The following is a 21,322-nucleotide window of genomic DNA, read 5'->3' on the forward strand; positions in this document are numbered from 1 at the left end:
TCCTTTCAGTCGTTGACCAGATTGGCGACGGCGTCTTCCGCAAGGGGCTGCGACGTCGAGGCGGCCGCGGAAGGCAGTGAGGCCGGGGAGGAAGGCAGCGGCAGGTAGCGGGCATGAACCCGTGGGCCTAATGCGCCGTAGACAGCCGCGGCAACTACTCCGCCTGCCAACCAGGACAAGTCGATCCCGCCCATGGCTGTGGCGATGGGGCCTTGCATGATCGGCAGCACACCGTACATGAACAGCCAGGTGGCAAAGATGCCCACCAAGAGTGCAGTGATGCCGGCCCAATTGAATGCCGGGAGTCGACGGGTGCCCACGGGGTCGAAGAGCCGGTCAACAGCCACGGGGTTGTGCTTGTCCACCCAGAAGTAGTGCACCAGCATGATGCCTCCCCATGCGGCCACCCACGCAACAAGCCCGCCGAGCCAGGTGCTCAGCGTTGAGGCGAAGTCCTCCTGGAGGATGAAGAACACGACGCCCACCAAGGCCAGGAACCCGACGAAGATGTTCAAGGAACGTCGTTTGGCCTTGATGTCCAAGGCTTGGGCAGCTACCGAGAAGGTGTAGATGTTCAGGATGTTCGTTGCGATGGGACCATGCAGCACCAGGAAGAGCACCGGGATGGCCAGGACGCCGAAGTTGTCGACAATAAGGTGGCCGGGGTCCGCCGTACCGCTCTTCGTTGCCAGGCTGGCGCCAAGGATGCCCAACCACACCACCGGCAGGAACTGGCCGAATACCGAGGCCAGGTACACCTTCCGCTTCGGAACTGACGTGCTGACGAATCGTGAATAGTCCGCTGCATAGGTGAACCAGGTGATGCCCCAGCCGATGCCAATGACCGTCATCACGGTGGTCATGGCCGCGATTCGCTCGCCGCCTTCAAGGACCGCCCCGGGAGGACCCGCGTAGCCCCAATCGATGTTCATGCCGAACCACGCCACGGCGGACATGGCGATCAGCACAACGATGGTTGGCGGAACAGTCCACTTTTCGAAGGCCGCAATGGCCTTGTAGCCGAACCACGCGATGATGACCTGGGCGGCCATGATCAGGAAGGCCACCAGGATCTTGGGGCCCACATTCGGCTGCTCCGGGTCAACCAGGCCGAGCTTGCCGAGAAGCGCCATCACCAGATCCAGGATGATCCAGGTGTTGACTGCGCACCAACCGATTCCGAGGAGAGCCTGGATGGCGCTCGGGAGGTAGTTGCCGCGGCGGCCGAAGACTGCCCTGGCAAGGACCATCCCGGTGGCGCCGGTTCGTTGCCCCAAAAGGACAAACAGGCCAAAGAGCGCCATGCCGATCAGGTTTCCCACCACCAGGACAATGACGGTGTCGGCAAACCCCAGTCCGAGCTGGACGCCGAGGGCCCCGAGGACCCAGTTGATGGGGGCAAGGTTTGCGCCTGCCCAGATCCAGAATTGGCCCGCCACGCTGCGGGTACGCGCTGATTCGGGAATGGACTGCAGGTTCTGCTCGACGTCGGTCTGCGCCGTTGCAGCCCCAGGCGTCGCAGGGGATAAGTTCTCGTGCATTGGGGGATCCTCCGTGTAGGAAAGGGACTACTTCAATGTATGTGCCCCACATCACAGCAACAAGATACGATGTGTATGATAGTTCCCCGAAATTAGTTACGGAGTGTCATGTCCCTACTCCTTGCCGACGCTTTCGAACACGAAAGCCTGAAAGCCGCTGAACCAGTCCTGCGGACAGATGTGCCCGGGGCCCCGTCCCGGCAGCTCCGCTGGGTCCATTCGAGCGAAGTGCTGGACATCGCTCCGCTGCTGCGGGGTGGAGAACTGCTTCTGAGCGGCGGGCAGGCCCTCGCCACAGCTTCGGACGAGCGACGCGTGAACTACGTCCGCCAACTGGCGGCGCGTGGCATCGCCGCTTTGGCCATCGAAACGGGTCCCGAGCTTCCCGCCATACCGGAGTCCATGCTCGACGCCGGCCAGGAGGCCGGGCTGCCCATCATCGAGTTGTGCAAAGTGGCCCCCTTCGTCGGCATCATGCAAGCCATCAACTCGCTGCTGGTCAGCGAATCGGTCGCCCAATTGCAGTTCGGCGACGAAACGAGCCATGCCATGGCGGCGGAACTCGCTCACGGAGGCGGATTGGACCAGCTCCTCGCCGTGCTGGCCAGCCGGACGGGTGCCAGCGCGAGGCTCGTCTCGCCGTCGGGCATCACTTTGGGAAGCGCGACGGCGGCTGTGCAGCCCGAGTCCATCACCGTCACCACTGTCGAGGTGCCCGTCCGCGGAGTGCTGGCGGCCCGCCTGGAGTTGGAAGTGCCCGACGACGGCGACGCCAATCTTGCGCGGGTGGCCGGCGAGCGGTGCGTCGATATCCTCGGTCTGGCCTTGCTGCAACGCATGCCTCCCGGACTCAAGGAACTTGCCGGCATCGAGCTCATGCGCGCTATCAGTTCGGGTACCCAGTCATGGCGTCTCCAGCAATTGGGGCCGGCCTCGGGGTTTCCTGCCAGCGGCCCGGTAGCCGCCGTCGTGGTGCGTTCCTCGGCGGCGGGACAGCTCCGGACACAGCTCGACGGCATCCTGGACGACGCGGTTCCGCAAAGTGCCAGTTACGCGGACAACGCCGAGTTGATCGCCCTGGCGGCACTCCCGGCGGGCACGGCGATGGTTTCGCGGATGACACTCATGCGGGCGCTGCAGGACCTGGAGGTCCCGGACGGCTCAGCAATAGCGGTGGGTCCGCTGGCAGGGGGAATCGGAGAGGCTCCGTGGTCGCTGGCGGAGGCACGGCTGACGCTAGAGCTCACCGCGCGCGCCGGAACCGGGATAGGAGACGGGAACGGCGTGCTTGATGCCGAGGACTTCGCCGTCGAGCGCTTGGCGGAAGGGAGCCTCGACCAGGCCACCCGCGAGGGATTCGTACAGCGGCAGCTCGGCGCCGTCGTCGAGCATGATGCGCAGAGGCGCTCGGAGTTGATGCGGACGTTGGCGGTGTGGCTGGACACCGGATGTAATACGGCACAGGCGGCACGGGAACTGCACCTGGAACGGCAATCGATGCACCACAGGCTCCAACGGATCTTCGAGTTGTGCGGCGGAGACCCGCGCGGAACGGGACGGCTGGCGGCCCTTCATCTGGCAACCCGCTTGGCCCGGCTTTAGGCCCACCAAGGCCTGAATTTGGGCTAGGAGTAGGGTTGAATTTGGACGATAGGAGCACACATAAAGAAAATCCTCATGGTTTTGACTAGCGTTTCCGAGATCGGCGATACGGGAAAGAAGACGGGCTACAACGTAGCCGAGGCTGCACATCCCTGGAAGGTCTTCAAGGATTCCGGGCACTTCGTCGACTTCGCGTCCATCCAGGGCGGCCAGCCCCCGCACGATGAGGTGGACTAGAAAGATCCCATCCAGGTTGCCTTCACTGAGGACGAGGCCACACGCGCCGGTCTCTACAACACTGCCCGCGTCGACGTCGTTGATCCCGGCCAGTACGACGCCGTCTTCCTCGTGGGAGGCCACGGCGCCATGTGGGACTTCCCGGACAGCGAAGGCTTGCAGAACCTGGTGGCCAGCGTCTACGACGCCGGCGGTGTCGTCGGCGCGGTCTGCCACGGACCGGCCGGCTTGGTGAACGTGGACCTGGCCGACGGGTTCCGGCTGGTGGGGGGCCGGGAGGTGGCCGCCTTCACCAACGACGAGGAGGTTGCGGCAGGGATGGACAAGGTCATCCCGTTCTTCCTGGCAGACCGGCTTAAGGAACAAGGCGCGATCCACGTCTTCGCCGAGGTCTTCGAGGAGAAGGTCGCGGTTGCCGGACGGTTGGTGACCGGCCAGAACCCGGCTTCCGCCGCCGGCGTGGCCAAGGAGATGGAGAAGCTCCTCGCGGAGGTCATCCACCAGGAAAAGGCCGAGGAACAGCACGAGGCGGAGGCCCTGCGTGCAGGGAAGGACGCCAAGAAGGCGGCTGCGGCAGGCACCGAGCACTAACACCCGCAGCGCACCAAAACTGGCGGCCGCCGCGACGACGGGGCGCCCGCGGCGCTTGAACGGCCCACCCGTTGGTGGGCCGTTCAAACCTACTTGGGCCGTTCAATCCCTACTTCAGCACCACGGTCCTGCTGCCTTGCAGGATCACACGGCCTTCGCAGTGCCAGCGCACGGCGTTGCTCAGTGCTTTGCACTCGGTGTCGCGGCCGGCCGCGACCAGGTCATCCGGACCAAAGGTGTGGTCCACTTCCACCACTTGCTGCGCGATGATCGGCCCCTCGTCCAGCTCACCGTTGACGTAGTGCGCGGTGGCACCCACGGTCTTGACGCCCCGCGCGTAGGCCTGGTGGTAGGGCTTCGCGCCTTTGAAGCTGGGCAGGAACGAATGGTGGATGTTGATTGCACGGCCGTCGAGCCGGCGGGCAAGATCGTCGCTGAGGACTTGCATGTAGCGCGCCAAGACCACCAGTTCGACATCCAGGCGATCGATCAGATCGAGGAGTTGTCCCTCGGCCGCCGCCTTGGTGTCCGCGGTGACGGGTACGTGGAAGAACGGAATGCCATGCCATTCGACGGTCCGCCTGTGGTCCGGGTGGTTGGAGACTACCCCGACAATGTCGATGGGCAGCTCCCCGATGCGGGCCCGGAACAGAAGGTCGTTGAGGCAGTGCTCGAACTTGGAGACCATGATCAGCACCCGCCGCTTGGCCCCGTGGCGTTGCAGTTGCCAGCGCATGCCGAACTTTTCGGCGACAGGCGCGAAGGATTCCCTCAGCGAGTCAATCGTTGACTGGTCCCCGTCTGATGCGAAGTGGATCCGCATGAAGAAGTGGTGATCCAGCTGGGAGTCGAATTGCTTGTTGTCGATGATGTCGCAGCCGTGTTCCAGGAGGAAGCCCGAGACAGCGTGCACGATCCCCCGTGTTTCCGGGCAATCGAGCGTCAGGACGTGCTCAACAGTGGTAGCCGGCAGCGCCGCTTCACGTCGCGGGGCGGGTTCATTCTGTGTGACGGTCATGGCTAGCACTCCACTACGTTGACGGCGAGGCCTCCGCGGGAGGTCTCCTTGTACTTGCTTTTCATGTCCGCTCCTGTCTCTCGCATCGTTTTGATGGCTTTATCAAGGGATACTTTGTGGCTGCCGTCGCCGTGCAGGGCGAGGCGGGCAGCATTGATGGCCTTCACGCTGGCGATGGCGTTGCGTTCGATGCACGGGATTTGCACCAGCCCGCCTACGGGATCGCACGTGAGGCCGAGATTGTGTTCAATACCCACTTCGGCGGCATTCTCCACTTGCCCGGGGGTACCCCCGAGAACTTCGCACAGACCTGCGGCTGCCATCGAACAGGCAGAGCCCACCTCGCCCTGGCAGCCGACTTCGGCTCCGGAAATGGACGCGTTGATTTTGAACAGGATCCCGACGGCGGCCGCCGCGAGCAGGAAGCGGACCACGCCGTCGTCGTCGGCTCCTTGCACGAACTTCGCGTAATAGTGCAGCACCGCGGGCACAATGCCGGCCGCCCCATTGGTGGGCGCCGTGACAATGCGGCCGCCTGCGGCGTTTTCCTCGTTCACGGCCAGCGCGAACAGGTTCACCCATTCCATGGCAAGCAGCGGATCTGCCGAGCTTGAACCTTGCAATCCGGCGTCCGTGGCGGCAAGCGTCTTGAACAACGACGGCGCCCGTCGCCTGACGTTCAAGCCTCCCGGCAGGATTCCTTCCGCAGCGCAGCCGTTGTCCACGCATTCGCGCATGACCGCCCAGATCTGCAGCAGGCGCTCGCGAAGTTCGGCCTCGCTGCGCCACACGAGCTCGTTGGCGAGCATGACATCGGAAATGGACATGTCCTCCCGCGCACAGATGGCCAGGAGCTCGTCCGCCGTCGTGAATGGATAGGGCAGCACGGTACTGTCAGCGACTACTTTGTCGCTTCCGGACGCATCACCGTCCACCACGAAACCGCCGCCGATCGAGTAGTAACTGCGTTCACGCAGCACTTCCCCGGTGTGGTCGAAGGCCCGGAAGGTCATGCCGTTGGGGTGGGCAGGCAGGGATTTGCGTCGGTGCAGGACTACGTCTTCGTCCCAGTTGAAGTCCACGCGGTGGTGTCCGGCTATCCGCAATTCGGCATCAAGGGCGGCAGCGGCTACCTGGTCGTCGGCAGTGGTTGTGTCCACTGTCTCCGGCGCCTGGCCCTGCAGCCCCAGAACCACGGCCTTGTCCGAGCCGTGGCCGCGGCCGGTGGCGCCCAGCGAGCCGAAAAGCTCTGCCTGGACGCGCACCGTTGCCGCGAGTTGCCCGGAGGATTCCAGGCCGTCGGTGAACTGCTTTGCCGCCCGCATCGGGCCAACCGTGTGCGAAGACGACGGCCCGATGCCAATGGAAAACAGGTCAAGCACGCTCAGCGCCATCAGGGGACCTCAGGAGAGGCGAATTCCCTCATGCAGTCGAGCAGCCAGCGGCCCAGGAAGTCGGCGAAGGAAGCCCGCGGGAAGATCCGGAAGCTCTCCTCGCCGGTCTTGAGCAGGATCGCCGGGATGTTGCCGATTTCCGTGGCCAGCGCCGTTCCCGTGCGGAATGCGCGGGGGTGCAGGTCCAGCGAACAACCCTTTTCAAGGACGTCCCGGGCACGGATGCCGGAAAGCTCGAAGGTGGTGCGGTTGGCGGACAAGTCCACTACCTGGCCCGGACCGTCGCCCAAGGCCTCAACCAGTGCGCGGACAAGGTCTCCGCCCAGTGAATCGTGGGCCGATTCCGGTGCGATCACCAGGAATTCGTCCGGGCCGAGCCACAGGATGGTGGCCCTTTCACTCCCGCTGACCTCACCGCATGCTGCCGGCAGGCCGCCGGTCACGGACGCGAGGCGGGCTCCGGCGTCGGAATCCCTATCAACCCGGATCCCCACCATGGTCTGGAACGGGATCTCACTCAACACCACGGTTCCGGCCACGGAACCGGACTCGAAGGTTGGTGCCAGATGCGACGCCGGGCTGCGGCGTGCCGCACGGAGCGTCTCGGGGTTTGCGTGCTTTGCGGTTTCTGATGGTGTTGCTGTTTCAGCCATCTTTACGGGTCCCTTCAGCGTCGAAAAGTACGGTTTCTCCCACAACAACGTCCAGCAGCTGGTCGCCGACGGAGGCCACCAAGGTCTCGCCGATCCGGTTGCGGCCGTTGGTGATCAGTGCCAGGCCGAAAGACCGGCCCAAGGCGGCACTGTGGTAGCTCGAGGTTACGAAGCCCTGCATCGGCACGGGGCCGTATGCCGGGTTGACCGGAATTCCCTTTTCCACGAGCTGGGTACCTTCCGGAAGACGGAACGAGCCGTCCACCGGCAGCACGCTGACCAGGTGCTTTCGGTCAGTGCGGACTGCGTCCTCGCGGCTGTATGAACGCTTGCCGATGAAGTCCTTCGCTTTGGAAACGATCCACTCCATTCCGGCGTCCTGCGGGGTGACGGTGCCATCCGTGTCCTGCCCGACGATCGGGTAGCCCTTCTCGGCACGTAGTACGTGCATGGTCTCCGTGCCGTAGGGGGTGATGTTGAACTCGGCACCCGCGGCAGCAACGGCTTCCCAGGTGTTGAGCCCGTACCAGGACGGAACATTGATTTCGTAGGCGAGCTCACCGGAGAACGAAATCCGGCAGACCCGGGCCTGCACCCCGGAGGCCAGCATGGTCTCGCGGAACGTCATGAACGGGAACGCTTCGGCGTCCAACCCGCCGTCGGCCGCCAGTTGCGGGGCAATTTTGGCGATCACGGCACGGGATTTGGGCCCGACGACGGCAATCGTGGTCCACTGTTCGGTCACCGACGTGCACACCACGTCGAGTTCCGGCCACTCGGTCTGGTGCCACTCCTCGAGCCAGTCGAGGACCTTGGCGGCACCGCCGGTGGTGGTGGTCATGAAGTAGCGGCCCTCGTCGAGACGCAGGGTCACGCCGTCGTCGAAGATCATGCCGTCCGGCGTGCACATCACGCCGTAGCGCGCGGAGCCGGGCGCAAGCTTCTTGAACGCATTGGTGTAGATGCGGTTCAGGAACTCGCCGGCATCCTTGCCACGGATCTCGATCTTGCCCAGCGTGGTGGCGTCCATGAAGCCCACGGACTCCCGGACTGCGGCGCATTCACGGAGCACGGCGGCGTCCATGTCCTCGCCCGCTTGCGGGTAGTACCAAGGACGCTTCCACTGCCCGACGTCCTCGAAGAGCGCTCCCTGGGCAACATGCCACGGGTGGATGGAAGTCACGCGGGCGGGATCGAACAGCTCGCCCCGCTGGCGTCCGGCCAACGCTGCGAAGGCCACGGGCGTAAACGGCGCCCGGTAGGTCGTGGTCCCGATGTCGCCGATACCACGGGATGCCTCGCCGGCCTGCTTAAGGGCCGCAGCGATCACTCCGATCGCGTTGACGCCGGACGTCTTGCCTTGGTCGTTGGCGGTGCTGATGGAGGTGTACCGCTTGATGTGTTCCACGGAGCGCATGCCTGCCCCCGTGGAACGGAGCACGTCTGCCACGGACTGGTCGCGCTGGAAGTCGACGAAGTGGTGGTGCCAGTCCCCCGCGTTTCCGGTCTGGCCGGGTACCAGCCACAACTGGCGGGTGGGGGCGGAGGCGACGGGCGCTTTCGTGTCGGCGGGCACCGTCCGGGTGCTAAACCCCGCGGCGATGGCGGCCGCGGCACCGGCGGAGATGCCTTCGCCGAGGCAATCTCCGAGTTCGTAGCTTCCGCGTCCGGAGCCGACAACGTGCTGGTCCTTGACCGCGCTGCTCGGCACAAAGCCGGCCAGCTCGTCGTCCCAGCGCAGCTTGCCCTGCCGCTGGCTGTGGAGGTGGACCACAGGGCTCCAGCCCCCGGAAACCGCCAGCAGATCGCAAGCGAGCCGTTCTACGCCCGAGGTGACTTCGCCGTCGTCGTTGAGGCTGCGGATGGTGACGCCGTCGATCCGGCCGCTCTCCGCCGCGCCGGAGGTATCGGCGACGGCGCTGCCAACGAGCACACGGATACCGCTTTCGACGGCGGCAGCCGCCTTGTCGCTGAGCTTCGGACGGGCGTCGACGACGGCGGCGACCTTGACGCCCGCAGCCAGCAGATCCGCCGCCAACAGGTAGGCGGAATCGTTGGTGGTGCCGATGACTACCCGCCGCCCGGCAGCGACGGCGTAGCGGTTGAGGTAGCTGCGGACTGCCGAGGCCAGCATGATGCCGGGCCGGTCGTTGTTCTCGAAGACGAGCGGACGCTCGTGTGCGCCCGGTGCGAGGACCACTTGCTTAGCACGGATGTGCCAAATACGCTGGCGGGAGACCCCGTCCGCCGCCGGGCTGCTGAGGTGGTCCGTACGGTTCTGTGCAGCGATCACATAATTCGCGTCATAGGAGCCGAAGGCCGTGGTGCGGTTGAGGACAGTGCATTCGGCGGCGGAAACAAGCTCGGCCTCCGCGTCCGCGATCCACTCGGGGCCCGGTTTGCCCTCGATGACGTCGGCGAGTTCCGGGGCCGTGGAGCTGGAGAGGAGCGAGCCGCCGAGCTCGGGCTGGTCATCGATCAGGATGACCCGAGCGCCAGTGCGGACCGCTTCGCGGGCTGCGGCTAGGCCGGAAACGCCACCGCCAACCACCAGGACATCGGTGTGGACGTATTTTTTGTCGTACTCGGCGCGGTCCTCGTTGGGGTCGAGCTTGCCGAGACCGTTCAGGAGCTCAACACTGAGCCCGTCCACGAGGGAAACGGTGGTCGCGGGAAGCATCGACTCGGCAACATGGCCGGGGAAGCGGGCAGCCACCTTGACCAGGGCGTTCGATTCTTCCACCCCGGCGGACATGATGCCGCGTGGCCGATCCTCGTAGAGCGAGTTGCCGACGCTGATGCGGCCGTTGGCGAGGAGTGCGGAGGCAACGGTATCTCCCGGGTGTCCGGTGTATTCCTGGCCGTCAACCGTGAACCGCCAGGAGATGCTGCGGTCGATGCGGCCGCCGGTGGCGAGGCGGGCGTTCTGCGGGGTCACTTCCTTGCTCCTTCCGGAGTAGTGGCTGCTGTGGTGTTCACAACGGCGCGTTCCATTCCAGGGCGTGGTTCGCCCATTTTGTAGATGGCCTGGATGTCGTAGCTGACGGTGTCGCGCAGCATGTTGAACCATTGGCGGCAGCCGGTGCTGTGGACCCAGCGTTCGGCGAAGGCGCCCTTCGTGTTGTCGCGGTAGAACAAGTACTCGGCCCATTGGCGGTCCGTCAGTGCGTCCGGGTTTTCCGGATAGGCCACGTGGGCCTGGCCGCCGTAGTGGAATTCTGTTTCGTCTCGTGGCCCGCAATTGGGGCAGCTGATGAGCAGCATGGTTGGTCTCCTAAAGGGGCTGCGGCTAGTGGGCGACGGCGGCGGCGCCGTGTTCATCGATCAGGGCACCGGTCTCGAAGCGTTCCAGCGAGAAAGGCTTGTTGAGCTCGTGCGGAGTGCCGGTGGCGATGGTGTGGGCGAAGGTCAGGCCGGCGGCGGGCGTGCCCTTGAAGCCACCCGTTCCCCAACCGCAGTTGACGAACATGTTCTCTACCGGCGAGAGTCCCACGATCGGCGAGGCATCCATGGTGGTGTCGACGATTCCGCCCCAGGTCCGCAGCACGTGGGCCCGGGCAAAGATCGGGAAGAGTTCGACGGCGGCTGCCATCTGGTGCTCGATCACATGGAAGGAGCCGCGCTGGCCGTAGCCGTTGTAGGAGTCGACGCCGGCGCCCATGACCAGTTCGCCCTTGTGGGCCTGCGAAACGTAGACGTGCACGTGGTTGGACATGACCACGGTCGGGTGGACGGGCTCGTGCAGTTCGGACACCAACGCCTGGAGGGGGTGGGACTGGATCGGGAGGCGGAAGCCGGCCATTTCGGCGAGGACCGAGCTGTGGCCGGCGGCGGCAAGGCCAACTTTTTCGGTGTGGATGGTGCCTTGGTTGGTCTTGACGCCCACCACGCGGTTGCCGTCTTTGAGGAAGCCCGTCACTTCGCAGTTCTGGATGATGTCGACGCCGAGTTCGTCGCACTTCCGGGCGAAGGCCCAGGCAACGTGGTCGTGCTTGGCGATGCCGGCCCGGGGTTGGTAGGTGGCGCCCATGACCGGGTAGCGGATGTTGTCACTGATGTTCAGGATGGGGCAAAGTTCCTTGACCTGCTGCGGATCCAGCCATTCGGCGTCGACCCCGTTGAGCTTGTTCGCCCCGACGCGGCGGACGCTTTCGCGGACGTCACCCAGCGTGTGGGCGAGGTTCATGACGCCGCGCTGGCTGAAGAGGAAGTCGTATTCGAGCTCCTCGGGCAGGATCTCCCAGAGCTTCAGCGCATGCTCGTAGATGGCGGCGCTCTCGTCCCAAAGGTAGTTGGAACGGATGATGGTGGTGTTGCGGGCCATGTTGCCACCAGCCAGCCACCCCTTTTCGAGCACGGCGATGTTGGTCATTCCATGGTTCTTGGCCAGGAAGTACGCGGTGGCCAAACCGTGGCCCCCGCCGCCCACGATCACGGCGTCGTAGGAAGCTTTGGGCTCTGGGTTCCGCCACAGGAAATCCGGGTGTTCGGGGAGTTGGTCTGCGCTCACTGGGCTGCTCCGATCATTTCTGCCTCGCGTTCGGTGGCCGCGGCGTCATTGCCACTGCCTTCCTGCGAAAGGTGGGGGTAAAGGGGGAATTGTTCGGCGAGCGCGGTCACCCTCGCCCGGAGCTCGACGGCGGTGTGGTCGCCCAGGGTACCGTCGCTGTTTGTGCCGGTACTGGCTGCGGCGATAAGGGCCGTCGCAATGATGTCCGCGACCTCCACGAATTCCGTGGCCCCGAAGCCGCGGGCGGCGAGTGCCGGGGTTCCAATACGGAGTCCGGAGGAGACCATCGGCGGGCGGGGGTCGAACGGGACCGCGTTGCGGTTCACGGTGATGCCGATGCGGTGAAGTGTGTCCTCGGCCTGCTGGCCGTTCAGTTCCGAGTGGCGCAGGTCCACGAGGACCAGGTGGACGTCCGTGCCGCCGTTGACCACCGAAATTCCTGCTGCGGCGACGTCTTCCTGCAGGAGCCGTTCGGCCAGGATCTTGGCGCCTTCCAGCACCCGCACTTGGCGTTCCTGGAATTCGGGCTCTGCGGCCATCTTGAACGCCACAGCCTTGGCCGCAATCACGTGCTCCAGTGGTCCGCCTTGCTGGCCGGGGAAGACTGCGCTGTTGATCTTGCGTGCGTACTGCTCCTTGGAGAGGATCACCCCACCGCGCGGGCCGCCGAGGGTCTTGTGGGTTGTGGTGGTCACGACGTCGGCGTACGGCACGGGGTTGGGGTGCAGGCCGGCGGCGACGAGGCCGGCGAAGTGTGCCATGTCCACCATGAGGTAGGCGCCCACAAGGTCCGCGATGCGGCGGAATTCGGCGAAATCAAGATGGCGCGAATACGCCGACCAGCCTGCAACGATCAGCTTCGGACGGTGTTCCAGGGCCAGAGCTTCGACCTCCGCCATGTCCACCCGGAGGTCGGATTCGCGGACGTGGTACGGGATGACGTTGTACAGCTTGCCCGAGAAGTTGATCCTCATGCCGTGGGTCAGGTGCCCGCCGTGTGCGAGGTCGAGGCCCATGATGGTGTCCCCTGGCTCAAGGAGCGCGAACATGGCTGCGGCATTGGCCTGGGCGCCGGAGTGCGGCTGGACATTTGCTGCCTCAGCGCCAAAGAGGGCCTTCACCCGGTCGATTGCCAACTGCTCGATGACGTCCACATGCTCGCAGCCACCGTAGTACCGCTTGCCTGGGTAGCCCTCGGCGTACTTGTTGGTCAGGACCGAGCCCTGGGCCTCCATGACGGCGGCAGGGGCGAAGTTTTCGGAGGCGATCATTTCCAGCGTGGACTGCTGCCGGATGAGTTCGTGGGCGATCGCCTGTTCAACCTCCGGGTCCGCCTGGGCGAGCGGGCGGATCAGCGGTTCAACCATCATGTTCTCCTTTTGAAATACTTATGTTTACCGACTAATAAGCAACTGATATATTAGAACTGTTGCCATAGTATGTTGGAGATCACACAACCGTCAACAGCCCGGCAGCAACTGATCCGCCAGACTTGGAATTGTGGCAAACGGGAGAGGGCACATGAGCACTGCACTGGAAGCACTGGACACAGGCACGCCGGGAACATCCTTGGCGGAAAACGCCTACCTGCTCCTGCGCGATCGGCTCATCATGCTGGACATCAAACCCGGAGACCCCATCAACGACGGGCAGATTGCCACGGAACTCGGCATCGGACGGACTCCCGTGCGCGAGGCCATCAAGCGGCTCGAAAGCGACCACCTCGTCGTGTCATATCCCCGCCGCGGAACCTTCGCCACCGGCGTCGACATCACTCAGCTGGCGGACGTCTCCGAAATCCGGGAGCTGCTTGAGCCCTTGGCGTCACGGCGGGCTGCCCGCATGGCCAGCCCCAAGCTGCGGGAAGAACTGCGCGAGGTCGCCGCAGCCATAAGCGGCCTGGAGGCGCACGACGCCAGCCAGCAGGAGCTCATGCGCTACGACATCCAGGTGCACCGGCTCATCTACAAGGCGGCGGCCAACCCGCACCTCGAGGACGTGCTGATCCGCTACGACAACCTGGCAACCCGCATCTGGTGCCACATGCTTGACAAGATGCCTTCCGTGACGGGCCACGTCGCAGAGCACGCTGCGCTGCTCACCGCGATCGCCGACGGCGACGGGGACCGCGCGGCGGCGCTCGCCCTGCACCACGTGGTGAGTTTCGAAGAGACGATCCGCAAGGTGCTCTAGGTTCGGCACATAGCCTGGCGCCTAGCCGTTTCTCTTCCAATGTTTGGGCCACTTCACGTTCAACAGCAGCAGCCCCAGCAAGAGCGCATCAACCGTCATTACTCCCGCCATGAAGTAAGCCCAACCGATGATCATAGCTCGATCACCACCAGTCGGCGGCCCGAGGTGCGGGGTTGCATCAGAACACTCATACCAATCTCCTGACCCGGATCCCCCAGTCAATCGATAGTCCACCAAGTGTGGCACGACGGCGCCGAAGAAGGAACGGCTTTTAGCCGGGGGTGAGGACGCAGAATTCGTTGCCCTCCGTGTCGGCAAGGCACACCCATGGCACATCGCCTTGGCCGACGTCGGCGTCGGTAGCTCCCAGGGCCCGCAGCCGGCCCACCTCTGCAGCTTGGTCATCGCCCGGATACGGCCTCAAGTCGAGATGGACACGGCCACACACGGCATTCGCGGCGGGTGTGCGAACGAATTCCAGATACGGCCCGACACCCTTGGCCGAACGCAGCCTCGCACGATCGTCGGTCACCTCGTCCAGAGTCCAGTCCATCGCCCCGCTCCAGAACCGGGCCATGGCCCGTGGATCAGCACAGTTGACCACCACTGCGGCGATCGGTCCGGTGTCCTGGTAGATCGCTCGAGGCTCCAGCACGCAGAACAAGTTGCCCTCAGGGTCGGCCAGGACCGTCCAAGGCACTTCCCCCTGGCCCACGTCGGTGGGCATCGCACCGAGTTCCAAAAGGCGCGCGACCAGCTCCGCCTGATGGGCCGCAGAGGTGGTGGCGAGATCGAGGTGAGCGCGATACCCCACAGTTTCGGGGTCCGGGACGGTAACAACATCGACGCACACGGCGAGGGGGTCAGGCAAGACGAGGCCCACGGGTTCAAGATTGGTCACGCAGGGTCCCTCGCTGGAAACGCCCCAGCCGAGGGCGTCCGCCCAGAAACGGCCGAGCGCCGAGTCGTCCCGAGCCTTGAAATTCACCTGAACAAGTCGCAATGCCATACTGCCCGATCCTATGACCAGGTAAAACCTGCCGCATCCCAAGACACGCAGCCCAGTGTGACGGCCCATTTGACCGCGTTTGAGACGATGAACCACATGGACGCTGACGCAAGCCCTGCCAACGACCCCGATACCGATCCCGCCGGTGCGCACCATGCCGGTGTGCAGTCCGTGGACAGGGCCATCACCGTGCTCGAAATCCTGGCGCGCAACGGCGACGCCGGCGTGAGTGAGATCGCGGAGGAAATGGGCGTCCACAAATCAACGGCGTCGCGCCTGCTGAGCGCCTTGGATGCCCGCGGCATGGTGCAGCAGAATCACGAGCGCGGAAAATACCAACTGGGTTTCAACATCCTGCGCTTGGCTAGCGCCATCCCGGCCCGGCTCAGCCTGGTCAGGGAAGCACGGGAAGACCTCGAGGCCTTGGCCGAGAAGTTCGCTGAGACCGCCAACCTGGCCGTGCTGCGGTCAAACTTCGCTGTCAACGTGGACCAGGCCATTGGCCCCAACACGCTCGGTACCCAGGACTGGATCGGCGGCCTCACGCCGCTCCACGCCACATCAAGCGGCAAGGTCATGCTTGCCGCCCTGCCGCCCGCGACGCGCGACCGTGTCCTCAGGGAGGCCGGCCAGGCGCAGTACACGCCACGCACCATCACCGACCGCGACGAGCTGGAGCAGCAAATGCCGGTCATCGCGGAGGCGGGTTACGCCGCCACGTATGAGGAACTCGAACGCGGACTCAACGCCGTCGCGGTTCCGATCCGCAACCACAGCGGCACGGTGATCGGGGCGATCAGCTTGTCCGGCCCCGCCTTCCGTTTCGAACCGGAAAAAATACCCGGCCTCCTTGATGCGCTCAAGCAGGCCGGGCATTCAATCAGCGTCAAGATGGGCTACACCGCAGCCAGTGGCGGTTAGCCCTCCACTGGGACGTCGGTGATCTTGCTGGTGACCCAGCTGTGGAACGCCTCGATGTGGTGCTCGCTTGGGACCAGGACGCCCCCCTTGGCATAGATCTTGGAGCCCATGGCTGGCTGGCAACGTTCGCAGGCGTCGAAGTCCTGCTCGTTGACCCGGTGGAACAGCTCCACGGACGCCGAGACGTCCTTGCCGGACTCCACCACACTGGGCAGGTACAGCCAATCGCATTCGACGATCGTGTGGTCCGCTGCCAGCGGGAACATGCGGTGGATGATGACATGGTCCGGAACCAGGTTGACGAAGACATTCGGCTTGATGGTCACTGCGTAGTACCGGCGGTCCTGGTCATCGCCGACTCCGGGAATGCGATCCAGGCCTTCGGAACCGTCAATCGTGAAACCCTTGATATCCTCACCGAACTCGGCGCCGTGGCCCACAAAGTACTGGGCCGCCAGGCCGTCGGCGAACTCCGGCAGGACTTCGGTCAGCTCGGGGTGGATCGTGGCGCAGTGGTAGCACTCCATGAAGTTTTCAATGATGAGCTTCCAGTTGGCCTTGACGTCGTACTTGATGCGCCGGCCGAGGCTCAGGTTGGCGATGTCGTAGTCGTCAACGGCGCGCAGGTCCCCGAGTCGCTCCTCGATGGCCCCCATGACGTCCTCCTCGAACGACGGCGGCTCATCCGCCAGGCAGACCCAGACGTAGCCCATGTATTCGCGGGCGTGGACCTTGACCAGACCGTATTCGTTGCGGTCGATGTCCGGCATCTTAGTGAGGTTGGGGGCGGCGATGAGCTTTCCCTCGAGGTCGTAGGTCCATGCGTGGTACGGGCACTGGAACGAACGGTTGGCCTCGCCTGATTCCTCCATGCACAGCTTCACGCCGCGATGCCGGCAGATGTTGTAGAACGCGCGGATCTCTCCCTTGCGGGTGCGGTTGATGAGCACGCTCTCGCGGCCGATCTGCACGGTTTTGAACGATCCGGCCTTTTCCAGGTCCGCGGTCCGCACCGCGCAGAACCACATTTGTTCGAAGATGTGCTCCTGCTCGGCGCGGAAGATGTCTTCACTGACATAAGTGTGGCCGGGGAGAGTGGGGATCAGGCTGGGGGAAACAACTTCAGTGGTCATGCTGACTCCTATTCAGTGATGAACGTGGTTGAGGCTTGGGAATGTTTACGGGGTTGCCAGGACAGGCTGGGAGTTGCGGGCGTTGAGTTGCCGGCGCCAACGGGTGAATAGACGCGGCTGGTTCACTCCGAGGACAGCTACAGGATCCTCGCCCCGGTAGTACACCGCGAGGAAGCTGTGCGTATCGGGCTGCCCGGCTTCGATCTCGATGCGCTCTGCGTCCCGGGCATGCCCCGCAAACTGGAGCGTCACTCCGTACTGATCGGACCAGAAGTACGGCAGGTTGAGCTGTTGGGGAGGGGCCGAGTGATCCAGGAGTCCGGCGACGGCCAAGGCGGAACGTTCCTGTGCGCCAGTCCAATGCTCCACGCGGTGGTACCGCCCGCTGCGCGCGTCGAACCAGGCCGCACAGTCTCCCACGGCAACCACTCCGGGGACGTTCGTCCGTCCCATCGAATCGCACGTGACGCCGTCGTCGATCGCCAGGCCCGAACCGGCCAGCCACCCGACGTTGGGGACTGCCCCGATTCCGAGGAGGACGACGTCGGCGGAACGGTACTGCCCGTCGCTGAGCCGGACACCGGTCACATTTCCTTCGTAGCTGTAATACGAGTCGATTCCTGTGTCACAAATCAGCTCCACGCCGTTGATCCCATGGAGCGTGGCCATGACGGCAGCCATCTCCGGACCGAGCGGAGCGGTCAGCGGCATCGGGCTTTTGCAGATGATTGTCACATCCATTCCCAGGCCCTTGGCTGTTGACGCCACCTCCGCGCCGATGAATCCAGCGCCAACCACCAGCAGGCGGCCGCCCGGAACGAGTTCCGGAGCCAGATCCTGCGCATCCTCAAGCGTCCGCAGGGTAAAGACATTTGATAGGCCCGCAAGTTCGGGCAGCGTTCGGGCTGAGGCTCCGGTGGCAATGACGACGCCGTCGGCCACCACCGTGCGCCCGTCACCGAGAGTGATGGTCTTGCTGGCTGCGTCAAAGCTCCTCGCAGGCGTGCCTAGCAGCCATTCGGCCTGGAGGGGGTCATCCGAACCCGTCTCCTCGGCTTCCAGGAGCAAGTGCTTGGTGCCGATTTTTCCTGCCAGGAACTCCTTGGACAGGGGTGGACGGTCATAGGGCCGGTGCTGCTCATCTCCAATGATGAGTAGCCGGCCACAAAAGCCCTGCGCCCGGGCAGCGCGGGCGGCGGAAAGACCCGCCAATGATGCCCCCACGATCGCCAGTGTCTCCATGGCTTCCTCCTCGCCGAGCCGTTCGAAATTTTATTGCGCATTACGCAACAACCTTCATTATGCGAAACAGCGTGACGGACTTCACACCGCGTGTCAAGGAAACTGCGAAGTAACTTCAACCTCTTGACAAGCCACTGTGAGGTCAATCACTCTGTTGCGTATTGTGATCAGCGTTGATCATGAGACAACCGCCCCAGGTTTTGACCAATCCGGTGAAAGAGGTTCTTGAGATGCACAGTGCTTGCCCGCTCAGCTCGTTGGCCCCGGGGGACGCGATTCGTCTTGAGACGTCCCCGCCCATTGCCGTATTTCACACCGAAGAGGGCGAGCTCTTCGCCCTTGACGACACCTGCACTCACCAAGACGCCTCCCTCGCCGACGGCTGGGTGGAGGACTGCTGGGTCGAGTGCCCCCTCCATGCTTCGAAGTTCAACCTCCGCACCGGAGCAGCCGACGCTCCTCCCGCCAAACTGCCCATCAGGGTCCACGAAGTCCTGGTGATTGACGGCCACATCATGGTCAAGGAATCCGAGGACGCCCCCAACCTGCCGCCCGGACTGACCGTCGACGGGCACGTCTAGGTTCCCGCCACCGCTTGTTCCACCGAATTTTCCCGGTTGGCCTCTCCACAACTCCACGACCTTTGCCTGCCGCTAGCCTGCACCGGCTTTCCGCCGACCCCACAACTTCCAGCCCCGTCCTTCTACTTCAGGAGCTTCCCGCATGTCCACAACACCCCGCGTCGTCATCATCGGAGCCGGCATCGTCGGCGCCAATCTCGCGGATGAGCTGTCCACCCGCGGCTGGACCAACGTCACCGTGGTTGAGCAGGGTCCGCTGAAGCTAACGGGCGGCTCTACTTCGCACGCCCCCGGCCTGGTGTTCCAGACCAACGCTTCGAAGACCATGACCCAATTCGCGTCCTACACCGTGGACAAGCTGCTCTCACTCAGCGAATCCGGCGTCTCCTGCTTCAACCAAGTGGGCGGACTCGAAGTGGCAACCACTCCGGAACGTCTGGAGGACCTCAAGCGCAAGCTGGGCTACGCGGCGTCGTGGGGTGTGGAAGGCCGACTCATCGATCCGGACGAGTGCGCCAAGCACTACCCGCTGCTCAACCAGGAAAAGGTGCTCGGCGGGCTCTACGTTCCCTCCGACGGTTTGGCCTCCGCCGCCCGTGCGGTCGGACTGCTCATCGCCAAGGCGAGCGCCGCCGGAGTCACGTTCCGCGGTTCCACCGCCGTCACCGGAATCGAACAGTCCGGCGGCAGGGTCACCGGCGTCGAAACGCCCGACGGCGTGATCCCGGCAGACATCGTGGTCTCCTGTGCCGGGTTCTGGGGACCCAAGATCGGCGCCATGGTGGGCATGTCCGTGCCGCTCCTCCCCTTGGCGCACCAGTATGTCAAGACCACGTCGGTGCCGGACCTTGTGGGCCGAAACGATGCTTCGCGGCTGCTCGATCCGGCAAACGGCGCCTGGATGCCGATCCTCCGCCATCAGGACAAGGACCTCTACTACCGCGAGCACGGGGACCGGATGGGCATCGGCTCCTACGCCCACAAGCCCATGCCCGTGGACCTCCGGGAGCTGCCCGAGGTTGCTGCGGCGGACATGTCCGAGGACCGGATGCCGTCCCGCCTGCCGTTCACGGAAGAAGACTTCCTGCCGTGCTGGGAAGACTCCAAGGAACTCCTTCCGGCACTCGCCGGCGCCCGGATTGCCGATGGCTTCAACGGGATCTTCTCGTTCACTCCCGACGGCGGTCCCCTCGTCGGCGAGTCCAAGGATGTTGAGGGCCTCTTCGTGGCCGAGGCCGTATGGGTGACGCATTCCGCCGGCGTGGCCCGTGCCCTCGCGGAGCGCCTCATCGAGGGCCAGTCCCGCATTCCGCTCCACGAATGCGAGGTCTCCCGCTTCGAAGAAATCCAGACCGCGGAGAGCTACGTCAGCGAAACGTCGCAACAGAACTTCGTGGAAATCTACGACGTCCTGCACCCGCTGCAGCCGAGGATTTCCCCGCGTGAGCTGCGCGTAAGCCCGTTCAATGCCCGCCAGAAGGAGCTCGGGGCGTTCTTCCTCGAAGCCCACGGCTGGGAGCGCCCGCACTGGTTCGAAGCCAACCGCGGCTTGCTCGAAGAACTCCCGGAAGAATGGCAGGCGCCGGAGCGCGAGCCCTGGGCAGCCATGTTCCACTCCCCCATTTCCGCCGCCGAAGCTTGGAAGACGCGCACCGCCGTCGCGCTCTATGACATGACGCCGCTCAAGCGGCTGGAGGTTTCCGGCCCGGGAGCCGTAACGCTCCTGCAGCGCCTCAGCGCCGGGAAGGTCGACAAGAAGCCGGGTGCCGTCACGTACTGCCTGCTCCTCAACGGCGACGGCGGCATCCGCAGCGACATCACGGTGGCCCGGCTGGACGAGACCACCTTCCAGGTGGGCGCCAATGGCAACATCGATTTCGACTACTTCACCACCGAAGCCCGCAAGCAAACCGCCGAGGACGTGCGCCAGTGGGTCCAGGTCCGCGACATCACCGGTTCCACATGCTGTGTGGGTCTCTGGGGACCGTTGGCCCGCGAGGTGATCGCCAAGGTGAGCGATGACGATTTCAGCAACGACGGTTTGAAGTACTTCCGGACCAAGAAGGTCCGTATCGGCGGGATCCCGGTCACGGCGATGCGGCTCTCCTACGTGGGCGAGCTCGGCTGGGAGCTGTACACGACGGCGGAAAACGGCCAAAGGCTCTGGGACCTGCTTTTCGAAGCCGGCCAGGCGCAGGGCATCATCGCGGCAGGCCGCGGGGCGTTCAACAGCCTACGTCTGGAGAAGGGCTACCGGCTGTGGGGTACTGACGTGACTCCTGAGCACGAGCCGCTCCAGTCCGGCCTTGGCTTCTCGGTCAGCAAGGACAAGGAAGGGTACGTCGGCGCCGAGGCCCTCAAAGCCCGCCGCGAACTGCCCGTCAACCGCCGCCTGCGTTGCCTGACGGTCGACGACGGCACGTCCGTGGTGTTGGGCAAGGAACCTGTCTATTTCCGGGGAGAGCCTGCCGGCTACGTCACGAGTGCCGCCTACGGCTACACCGTCCGCAAGCCGATCGCCTACGCGTGGCTGCCCGCCGAAGCGGGCGAGGGTGACGCCGTCGAGATCGAATACTTCGGCAAGCGGATCCCCGCCACCATCTCCGCCGATCCCCTCGTGGATCCAAACATGGAAAAGCTGCGAGGCTAACGCCCTCCTGGCTATCGGAACACAGCAACGGGGATCACTTCAAAGGA

The 21,322-nt window shown here is 64.4% G+C and carries 16 protein-coding genes and 1 pseudogene; 6 read left to right on the plus strand and 11 right to left on the minus strand.

What is annotated here, in order from left to right; all coding sequences use genetic code 11:
* Nucleotides 1-5: 5 nt before the first annotated feature.
* Nucleotides 6-1,541 (minus strand): purine-cytosine permease family protein, encoded by a 1,536-nt coding sequence (locus OW521_RS08935; protein ID WP_268024651.1) that lies wholly within the window; start codon nt 1,539-1,541, stop codon nt 6-8.
* Between the two features lie 108 nt (nt 1,542-1,649).
* On the opposite strand from OW521_RS08935, the gene OW521_RS08940 reads away from it, so the two are divergent.
* Entirely contained in the window at nt 1,650-3,143 is a 1,494-nt protein-coding gene (locus OW521_RS08940) for a PucR family transcriptional regulator (RefSeq protein WP_268024653.1), read from the plus strand.
* Nucleotides 3,144-3,203: 60 nt separating this feature from the next.
* Nucleotides 3,204-3,971, plus strand: a pseudogene (locus OW521_RS08945) (type 1 glutamine amidotransferase domain-containing protein).
* Nucleotides 3,972-4,080: 109 nt separating this feature from the next.
* On the opposite strand, the gene purU reads toward OW521_RS08945, so the two are convergent.
* Genes purU through glyA form a run of 7 tightly spaced genes read right to left on the minus strand, consistent with a single transcriptional unit; the run spans nt 4,081 to nt 12,913 of the window.
* Entirely contained in the window at nt 4,081-4,989 is a 909-nt protein-coding gene (purU, locus tag OW521_RS08950; protein WP_268024655.1) for a formyltetrahydrofolate deformylase, read from the minus strand.
* Between the two features lie 2 nt (nt 4,990-4,991).
* The gene (locus tag OW521_RS08955; protein ID WP_268024657.1) at nt 4,992-6,383 is read right to left on the minus strand and encodes an L-serine ammonia-lyase; all 1,392 of its coding nucleotides are present in this window, start codon (nt 6,381-6,383) and stop codon (nt 4,992-4,994) included.
* On the minus strand, nt 6,383-7,036 hold the full coding sequence (locus OW521_RS08960; protein WP_268024659.1) for a sarcosine oxidase subunit gamma: 654 nt from the start codon (nt 7,034-7,036) through the stop codon (nt 6,383-6,385). Before OW521_RS08960 ends, OW521_RS08955 begins: the two co-directional genes overlap by 1 nt.
* Nucleotides 7,029-9,974: an FAD-dependent oxidoreductase gene (locus tag OW521_RS08965; protein WP_268024661.1), complete on the minus strand. Its 2,946-nt coding sequence runs from the start codon at nt 9,972-9,974 to the stop codon at nt 7,029-7,031. The genes OW521_RS08960 and OW521_RS08965 overlap by 8 nt, the downstream gene beginning before the upstream one ends.
* Nucleotides 9,971-10,300 (minus strand): sarcosine oxidase subunit delta, encoded by a 330-nt coding sequence (locus OW521_RS08970; RefSeq protein ID WP_268024663.1) that lies wholly within the window; start codon nt 10,298-10,300, stop codon nt 9,971-9,973. The genes OW521_RS08965 and OW521_RS08970 overlap by 4 nt, the downstream gene beginning before the upstream one ends.
* Before the next feature lie 25 nt (nt 10,301-10,325).
* Nucleotides 10,326-11,546: a sarcosine oxidase subunit beta family protein gene (locus tag OW521_RS08975; RefSeq protein ID WP_078106196.1), complete on the minus strand. Its 1,221-nt coding sequence runs from the start codon at nt 11,544-11,546 to the stop codon at nt 10,326-10,328.
* Nucleotides 11,543-12,913: a serine hydroxymethyltransferase gene (gene glyA, locus OW521_RS08980; protein ID WP_268025779.1), complete on the minus strand. Its 1,371-nt coding sequence runs from the start codon at nt 12,911-12,913 to the stop codon at nt 11,543-11,545. Before glyA ends, OW521_RS08975 begins: the two co-directional genes overlap by 4 nt.
* 154 nt (nt 12,914-13,067) lie before the next feature.
* On the opposite strand from glyA, the gene OW521_RS08985 reads away from it, so the two are divergent.
* Complete coding sequence (locus tag OW521_RS08985) at nt 13,068-13,739, plus strand: GntR family transcriptional regulator (protein WP_268024666.1); 672 nt, start codon at nt 13,068-13,070, stop codon at nt 13,737-13,739.
* A 271-nt stretch (nt 13,740-14,010) separates the two neighbouring features.
* Here the strand turns inward: OW521_RS08985 and OW521_RS08990 are convergent, their stop codons facing one another.
* Complete coding sequence (locus tag OW521_RS08990) at nt 14,011-14,748, minus strand: VOC family protein (RefSeq protein ID WP_268024668.1); 738 nt, start codon at nt 14,746-14,748, stop codon at nt 14,011-14,013.
* A 96-nt stretch (nt 14,749-14,844) separates the two neighbouring features.
* On the opposite strand from OW521_RS08990, the gene OW521_RS08995 reads away from it, so the two are divergent.
* Nucleotides 14,845-15,669, plus strand: coding sequence for an IclR family transcriptional regulator (locus tag OW521_RS08995; RefSeq protein ID WP_268024670.1), 825 nt, complete (start codon nt 14,845-14,847; stop codon nt 15,667-15,669).
* Here the strand turns inward: OW521_RS08995 and OW521_RS09000 are convergent.
* Nucleotides 15,666-16,802, minus strand: coding sequence for an aromatic ring-hydroxylating oxygenase subunit alpha (locus tag OW521_RS09000; RefSeq protein WP_268024672.1), 1,137 nt, complete (start codon nt 16,800-16,802; stop codon nt 15,666-15,668). The two genes, OW521_RS08995 and OW521_RS09000, sit on opposite strands and share 4 nt — an antisense overlap.
* A gap of 45 nt (nt 16,803-16,847) precedes the next feature.
* Nucleotides 16,848-18,044, minus strand: a complete 1,197-nt coding sequence (locus tag OW521_RS09005) for an NAD(P)/FAD-dependent oxidoreductase (RefSeq protein WP_268024674.1) — start codon at nt 18,042-18,044, stop codon at nt 16,848-16,850.
* Nucleotides 18,045-18,274: 230 nt separating this feature from the next.
* Between OW521_RS09005 and OW521_RS09010 the strand changes: the two genes are divergently transcribed.
* Both OW521_RS09010 and OW521_RS09015 read left to right on the plus strand, forming a co-directional pair.
* Nucleotides 18,275-18,625 carry a bifunctional 3-phenylpropionate/cinnamic acid dioxygenase ferredoxin subunit gene (locus tag OW521_RS09010; protein WP_268024675.1) on the plus strand — a complete coding sequence of 117 codons (351 nt, stop codon included), beginning with the start codon at nt 18,275-18,277 and terminating at the stop codon, nt 18,623-18,625.
* A gap of 142 nt (nt 18,626-18,767) precedes the next feature.
* Nucleotides 18,768-21,275, plus strand: coding sequence for a GcvT family protein (locus OW521_RS09015; RefSeq protein ID WP_268024677.1), 2,508 nt, complete (start codon nt 18,768-18,770; stop codon nt 21,273-21,275).
* Nucleotides 21,276-21,322: the final 47 nt, after the last annotated feature.

This window comes from Arthrobacter sp. MMS18-M83 (assembly GCF_026683955.1).
GTDB lineage: Bacteria > Actinomycetota > Actinomycetes > Actinomycetales > Micrococcaceae > Arthrobacter.

Bases quoted from the DNA above. Each gene is read 5' to 3' on its own strand.
- OW521_RS08935 (WP_268024651.1), bottom strand. From the start codon at position 1,541: ATGCACGAGAACTTATCCCCTGCGACGCCTGGGGCTGCAACGGCGCAG.
- OW521_RS08940 (WP_268024653.1), top strand. From the start codon at position 1,650: ATGTCCCTACTCCTTGCCGACGCTTTCGAACACGAAAGCCTGAAAGCC.
- purU (WP_268024655.1), bottom strand. From the start codon at position 4,989: ATGACCGTCACACAGAATGAACCCGCCCCGCGACGTGAAGCGGCGCTG.
- OW521_RS08955 (WP_268024657.1), bottom strand. From the start codon at position 6,383: ATGGCGCTGAGCGTGCTTGACCTGTTTTCCATTGGCATCGGGCCGTCG.
- OW521_RS08960 (WP_268024659.1), bottom strand. From the start codon at position 7,036: ATGGCTGAAACAGCAACACCATCAGAAACCGCAAAGCACGCAAACCCC.
- OW521_RS08970 (WP_268024663.1), bottom strand. From the start codon at position 10,300: ATGCTGCTCATCAGCTGCCCCAATTGCGGGCCACGAGACGAAACAGAA.
- glyA (WP_268025779.1), bottom strand. From the start codon at position 12,913: ATGGTTGAACCGCTGATCCGCCCGCTCGCCCAGGCGGACCCGGAGGTT.
- OW521_RS08985 (WP_268024666.1), top strand. From the start codon at position 13,068: ATGAGCACTGCACTGGAAGCACTGGACACAGGCACGCCGGGAACATCC.
- OW521_RS08990 (WP_268024668.1), bottom strand. From the start codon at position 14,748: ATGGCATTGCGACTTGTTCAGGTGAATTTCAAGGCTCGGGACGACTCG.
- OW521_RS08995 (WP_268024670.1), top strand. From the start codon at position 14,845: ATGGACGCTGACGCAAGCCCTGCCAACGACCCCGATACCGATCCCGCC.
- OW521_RS09000 (WP_268024672.1), bottom strand. From the start codon at position 16,802: ATGACCACTGAAGTTGTTTCCCCCAGCCTGATCCCCACTCTCCCCGGC.
- OW521_RS09005 (WP_268024674.1), bottom strand. From the start codon at position 18,044: ATGGAGACACTGGCGATCGTGGGGGCATCATTGGCGGGTCTTTCCGCC.
- OW521_RS09010 (WP_268024675.1), top strand. From the start codon at position 18,275: ATGCACAGTGCTTGCCCGCTCAGCTCGTTGGCCCCGGGGGACGCGATT.
- OW521_RS09015 (WP_268024677.1), top strand. From the start codon at position 18,768: ATGTCCACAACACCCCGCGTCGTCATCATCGGAGCCGGCATCGTCGGC.